The following is a 6,096-nucleotide window of genomic DNA, read 5'->3' on the forward strand; positions in this document are numbered from 1 at the left end:
GCTGGCGAAGCTTTTTCTCCAGCTTGTTTTGTCATGCCCTTTTTCAGTCGCGCAATTTTTGCGGGACTTTTTTATTTCAGCTATTGACTTTTGTTTGCAGGACTCCTTGTAATGTAACCCTCCGCGCACAGAAGTTCGGCAAGAAGGACTGCGCCGCCTGCGGCGCCGCGAAGGGTATTATGAGATAGACAGACAAACTTATAGTCGTACTGCGTGTCAGGACGCAGACGGCCAATGCAGACCGCCATGCCGCCCTCGCACATCCGGTCCAGCCGGGTCTGGGGGCGGTCGGGCTCCTCAAAGTAGTGCAGGAACTGCTTGGGAGCGGAGGGCAGAGCCAGCTCTTGAGGCCGGCCGGAGAAATTTGCCCAGAGTTCTTTGATCTCGTCCATGGAAGGTTTGTTCTGGAACCGGACAAACACGGCGGCCATATGGCCATTGGAGACGGGCACGCGCAGGCACTGGGCGGTAATGGCGGGGGATTCGGCGTTGACAATCACGCCGTTCTCCACCTTACCCCACAGCTTCATGGGCTCCTGCTCGCTCTTCTCCTCTTCGCCTCCGATATAGGGCACCACGTTGTCCACGATCTCCGGCCAGGTCTCAAAGGTCTTGCCCGCACCGGAGATGGCCTGATAGGTGCATACCAGCACCTGCTCCAGGCCAAAACCGCGCAGGGGGTGCAGGGCGGGAACGTAGCTCTGGAGGGAGCAGTTGGACTTGACAGCCACGAACCCGCGCTCCACCCCCAGTCGCTTTCGCTGGGCCTCGATTACTTTAATATGTTCCGGATTGATCTCAGGCACCACCATGGGCACGTCGGAGGTCCAGCGGTGGGCAGAGTTGTTGGACACCACAGGGCACTCATGCTTGGCATAGGCCTCCTCCAGCGCCTTAATCTCCTCTTTTTTCATGTCAACGGCGGAAAAGACAAAGTCCACCTGAGCGGTGATGGCCTCAATATCGTCGGTGGCGTTGAGTACCACCAGATTTTTGGCGCACTCAGGCATGGGCGTCTCCAGCGCCCAGCGGTTTCCAATGGCCTCGGCGTAAGTCTTTCCGGCGGAACGGCTGCTGGCCGCTACTGCGGTGAGGGTAAACCAAGGGTGATGCTCCAACAGACTGACAAACCGCTGTCCTACCATACCAGTAGCTCCGATGACGCCGACTTTGTACTTTTCCATGCTTCATACCTCCATTGTGATACTTCAAGCCTATTCCGGTCCCGGCTTGTCTGAGACCGGAAATACGTGATACAGCGATAAAAAGAAAATCAGCAGTTTACAGAACTGCTGATTTTGTACTATAATGGCAGGGACAGACTGCCCCCGACAATATCGTCCAAAAGCAGACAGCGCTCCGCCGCGGCAGCGGCGACAGCCGAACAGCTCTTAACTGAGCGGCCAGGCAACGCTTTTTCCGGAAAAGCGTCCCTTCGGCGGCGTTCCCTTTCCCGCGGTTCATAGGGACCGGTCCCCTCCGCGCGCTACTCTTGAATGGCCGCAACCTCTATCCTGCATATGACTGAATGACGTGACGTTTAGTTTCGCTGTGTAGTTTGTGAAATTGTACCACAAGTTTAACTGGAGTGTCAACGAAAGCGAGATGAGAAATTCACCAAATGAGACGATCTATGAAGAAAAGATTTGTGCAGTTTGCGGCGGCGGCTCTTTCCTTTGCCTTGCTGGTTGGCGTTCCGGGGGAGAAGACCAGCGCGGCGTCTGTGACCATTGATCCTACCATCCGTGTGGGGTTATTTTTTGGCAGCTCTGCGCTTCCGGGTGCCAATTTGCTGAACGATGTGGGCAGCGGCTACCGGTTGGGATACTACGATTCCAACCGCTCTTTCCAGCAGCTGGCCCAAACCAATGAAACCGCTATTTCTGTGGTCAAGACGCAGAATGTGTATTATGGTACGTCTGGCAACTGGTCTGGATATTTTGATACCATTTCCTCCGACATTGTGGTGGGGTGCTATCATCTGAAACTGCCCGATGCCTACAGCACCTACGAACAGGCGGCGGCCGCCGCAGCCCAGTGGACCGGCGGATTTGTGGCATGGGTGGACGGCAGCTATCAGGTGCGGGTGGGCGCTTATCCCGACGAGGCCTCCGCTCTGGCGGCCCAGACTGCTTTGGGGCTGACCGGCGCGACAATAGCCGGTACCTCCAGCGCCGGAGTTTCCGTGGTAAAGACCGGCACCAATCAGATCCTGTTCCAATTTGACAGTACCAGCGGGCTCTGCCTGGGGATCAAGCCTGGACTGGATGACAGCGTGAAAGCTGAAACCATTTTTCGGGGCAGTACCTACTACGGTGGATTTCAATATCAGCGGGTAGGAGGCGGAAACCTGACGGTAAGCAACGTGCTCTCTCTGGAGGACTATGTACAGGGCGTGATCGTCGAGGAGATGAACGCATCCTGGCCGCTGGAGGCTCTGAAAGCCCAGGCGGTGTGCGCCCGGACCTATGCCTACCGGAACTATACGGCCCAGAAACACAGCAGCCAGGGCTTCGATCTGTGCAATACTACCCACTGTCAGGCATACAGCGGCATGGACAACGTTACCGCCGAGAGCAGCCGGGCCGTGACCGAGACCAGGGGAGAGTACCTGTGGTACAACGGTTCGCTGATCGACGCGGTCTATTCCTCCCACGACGGCGGCGCCACGGAGAGCGCGGTCAACGTCTGGGGCAGCGATGTGCCCTATCTGATCGGCAAGGAGGACCCTTATGAAGCTTCTGTGGCAGATAAAGTCCCCAACTACAACTGGACGGTGACCTATACCGCCCAGGAACTCACGGATCTGCTGAATTCCAAAGGCTATATCAATTCCGGTATCGTGGATTTCAAGGTGACCAAAACCAGCCCCACCGGCAACGCTATTGAGATCACATTTACCGACTCCAGCGGGAAGAGCTGGAGCAAGATCCGGGATGACTGCCGGACCTTCCTGGGCCTGCGTTCCATTCACTATACGGTTACCGGCGGCGGAGGCTCCTCCTCCGGCTATACTGTAAATGGGAACGGAACGATCCCCACTCTGAACGGCACCTATGCGGTGGACGGCAGCGGCAGCACGTCCCCATTGACAGATGGAGCTGCATACGTTATTGGAGGAGACGGGAGCGTCTCCCAGCTGGCTCCTTCCGCCGTTTCCGGCGGCTCCGCTGGTGTGTTTACCATCACTGGCTCCGGCTGGGGGCATAATGTAGGCATGAGTCAGTGGGGCGCATATGCTATGGCTCAGCAGGGATACAGCTATCAGGATATTCTGAATTTTTATTACACCGGAATCGAGGTGCGCCAACCATAAAAACCACGGATTTTGACTTTTATCTGCCGGAGGAGCTCATTGCTCAAACCCCTCTGGAGCGTCGGGACGGCTCCCGGCTGCTGGTGCTAGATAAGTATACCGGCGCCACCAAACACATGCACTTTTACGACCTGCCCAGCCTTCTCCGGCCCGGAGACTGTCTGGTGCTGAACGACTCGCGGGTGTTGCCCGCTCGACTGATCGGCCACCGGCTCCCGGGAGGCGGCGCGGTGGAGGTGTTGCTGCTCATTGACCGGGGAAACAAGACCTGGGAATGTCTGGTCAGGCCGGGCCGGAAAATGAAGCCGGGAACCAAGGTCTCCTTTGGAGACGGTGCGCTTACCGCTGAGGTCACAGAGGTGCTGGAGGGGGGCAACCGCCTGGTCCGGTTTGACTATGAGGGAATTTTTCTGGAAAAGCTGGAGCAGCTGGGCAAGATGCCGCTGCCGCCCTATATCAAGGCGGAGCTTCAGGATCCGGAGCGCTATCAGACCGTTTATTCCAAAGAGGTGGGCTCCGCTGCCGCCCCTACCGCCGGGCTTCATTTTACCAAAGACCTGCTGAAGCAGGTGGCGGATATGGGGGTGCATCTGGCCTATGTGACCCTCCACGTTGGATTGGGTACCTTTCGCCCGGTGAAGGAAGCGGATATTCTGGACCACGAGATGCACTCGGAATACTGCATGATCTCCGCCGAGACCGCCGAGCTGATCAATCGAACCAAGCGGGAAGGGGGACGGGTGATCTGTGTGGGTACCACCTCCTGCCGCACCATTGAGTCCTGGGCGGCGGAGGACGGTACGCTGAAAGAGAGCGCGGGATGGACCAATATTTTCATCTATCCTGGTTACCGCTTCAAGGTGCTGGACTGTCTCATCACCAATTTCCATCTGCCGGAATCCACACTCATCATGCTGGTGTCCGCTCTGGCAGGCCGTGAGCACATTTTATCCGCCTATCAGGAGGCGGTAAACCTGAAATACCGCTTTTTCTCCTTCGGCGATGCCATGTTTATCACAGACGGCTGAGCAGTTCCACATTTCCAGCCAGGCGGGGATCAGCAGGGGAGAGGGCCAGCGCTTTTCTGGCCTCATCCAGGGCCAGGGCAGTCCGGCCGGTGTGATAGTAAGCCTGACAGCGCAAATCGTGGGGCAGGGGGCCCCAGGGCTCTGCCTCGCAGATATAGCTGTCCGGACGATGGGTAATGGCCAGTGCGCCATCGGTAAAGTAGAGTACCCCGTCCCAGTTGCGCTGTTCATACAGAAGATGTGCCATCTCCAGCCAGGGCTCCCGCAAATAGGGAGCCTGGGCAATGGCCTGGAGAAGCCAGTTTCTGGCGGTATCGGGCTGCCCTTTTTGCTGGTATGCCCTGGCAATGTAGCGCATGGAGGCTGCCCGTTCATCCGCCCAGGTGGCTGACGGCATGGACAGGTGACGGGTTAACATGGCGATGCAGTCATCCCACCGCTGATGAAACAGATATTCCCGACCCAGATAGTGGACGTTGCGGTCATCTTCTGGGGCTTCCTGCACAGACAGCTCCAGCAGGGGCAGGTATTGCCCCCGGGATTTGGACGGATCGGGATGATGGTCCAGCTGTACTCCTGCCGCAGTCACCATGGGACCCGGTGCCCCGGTGCCAATCCATTCCAGCACCTCATGGACCGGATGGGTCCAGCGGTAGCCGTGTCTGCGATGGATCTTCTCGCACCAAAAGACCACACCCTCCGACCCGTCCGAGCAGAAAGACCAAGTATAGCGATAACGGGCCTGGCCAGTTTCCGGAGTCCAGACTGTTTCCAGCGCGTTTCGCCAGCCGGGATGGAAGACCTCATCCAGATCGGTGCATACACAGATGTCTGTATCCTCTGGCACCAGCTCCAATGATCGGTTGCGGGCGACATCGAAACGCCATGGCGCTATAGCCTCAACGGTTACCAGAGCTCCCTGGCTGCGCAGCAGCTGTGGGGTTTCATCGGTGGAGCCGGTGTCGAGCACAACCACTTGGTCCGCTTCGGACATGGACTCCATCCACCGTTGAACAAATTTGGACTCGTTTTTACAGATTGCGTAGACGACAATTTTCATTGTGGCCTCCTGTCTCATTAGAAAGCCGGACCCATTCAAGGGGTCCGGCTTTCTGCGTACTGTCAGGAAGAGAGGTCGCCCAGTCTGATGACGTTTAAGGTGATTGCGCTGGGAATTTGAGTCGCGCCTTGCGCGACCACCTGGAGCGTTGTGGGAACGCTGGAAATAGAAAGCGGGATGGAAAACGATATGGGCACGCTCTCCGTACTGCTTTGGAAATTATAGGGAATGGAAGCGCCCGGAACAATGGAGCCGTTTTGCTGCAGAGATGTGACAATATTTACTGGGAAACTGGAATCAGGGTCCGCAGACAGCACGCCGTGGAAATTCGCCTGATACAGACCGGGTTGATTGATGGTGAAGGTTCCACTCCCGGCTGTATGGGAAATGGCGTTTCCATAGGTTACGCCATTTCTGTCAAACAGCATGGGAGTGTCGGAAGAAATGGATTGGCTGGGGGTTGAATATGCCGAGAACAGCGAACTGGTCTGAGTAGATCCTGTGGCGCCTCTGGGTCCAGTCGGGCCGGTAGGACCTGTAGATCCAGTGGGTCCGGTGGGTCCGGTGGATCCAGTGGGCCCAATGGCACCGGCGGTTCCTGTAGGTCCAGTGGGACCGGTAGCTCCAGCCGCTCCGGTAGGCCCAGTGGGCCCAGTGGCACCGGCGGTTCCTGTAGGTCCAGTGGGACCGGT

The 6,096-nt window shown here is 57.4% G+C and carries 5 protein-coding genes and 1 riboswitch; of the genes, 2 read left to right on the forward strand and 3 right to left on the reverse strand.

What is annotated here, in order from left to right; genetic code table 11:
* Positions 1-80: 80 nt before the first annotated feature.
* The gene (gene asd, locus B5F88_RS18195; protein ID WP_087348832.1) at positions 81-1,184 is read right to left on the reverse strand and encodes an aspartate-semialdehyde dehydrogenase; all 1,104 of its coding nucleotides are present in this window, start codon (positions 1,182-1,184) and stop codon (positions 81-83) included.
* A 160-nt stretch (positions 1,185-1,344) separates the two neighbouring features.
* Positions 1,345-1,520, reverse strand: a riboswitch (Lysine riboswitch).
* Between the two features lie 113 nt (positions 1,521-1,633).
* On the opposite strand from asd, the gene B5F88_RS18200 reads away from it, so the two are divergent.
* Together B5F88_RS18200 and queA are read left to right on the forward strand one after the other, a co-directional pair.
* Complete coding sequence (locus tag B5F88_RS18200; RefSeq protein WP_242959878.1) at positions 1,634-3,316, forward strand: SpoIID/LytB domain-containing protein; 1,683 nt, start codon at positions 1,634-1,636, stop codon at positions 3,314-3,316.
* Positions 3,313-4,344, forward strand: a complete 1,032-nt coding sequence (queA, locus tag B5F88_RS18205; protein ID WP_087348838.1) for a tRNA preQ1(34) S-adenosylmethionine ribosyltransferase-isomerase QueA — start codon at positions 3,313-3,315, stop codon at positions 4,342-4,344. Before B5F88_RS18200 ends, queA begins: the two co-directional genes overlap by 4 nt.
* Here the strand turns inward: queA and B5F88_RS18210 are convergent.
* Together B5F88_RS18210 and B5F88_RS21655 are read right to left on the reverse strand one after the other, a co-directional pair.
* Entirely contained in the window at positions 4,331-5,404 is a 1,074-nt protein-coding gene (locus B5F88_RS18210; RefSeq protein ID WP_204246267.1) for a glycosyltransferase, read from the reverse strand. The genes queA and B5F88_RS18210 overlap by 14 nt on opposite strands.
* Before the next feature lie 62 nt (positions 5,405-5,466).
* On the reverse strand, positions 5,467-5,832 hold the full coding sequence (locus B5F88_RS21655; protein ID WP_242959879.1) for a hypothetical protein: 366 nt from the start codon (positions 5,830-5,832) through the stop codon (positions 5,467-5,469).
* Positions 5,833-6,096 lie beyond the last annotated feature (264 nt).

This window comes from Flavonifractor sp. An306 (assembly GCF_002159455.1).
Taxonomy (GTDB): domain Bacteria; phylum Bacillota; class Clostridia; order Oscillospirales; family Oscillospiraceae; genus Flavonifractor.

Coding starts and splice junctions, on each gene's coding strand:
- asd (WP_087348832.1), bottom strand. CDS start 1,184: ATGGAAAAGTACAAAGTCGGCGTCATCGGAGCTACTGGTATGGTAGGA.
- B5F88_RS18200 (WP_242959878.1), top strand. CDS start 1,634: ATGAAGAAAAGATTTGTGCAGTTTGCGGCGGCGGCTCTTTCCTTTGCC.
- B5F88_RS18210 (WP_204246267.1), bottom strand. CDS start 5,404: ATGAAAATTGTCGTCTACGCAATCTGTAAAAACGAGTCCAAATTTGTT.
- B5F88_RS21655 (WP_242959879.1), bottom strand. CDS start 5,832: ATGCTGTTTGACAGAAATGGCGTAACCTATGGAAACGCCATTTCCCAT.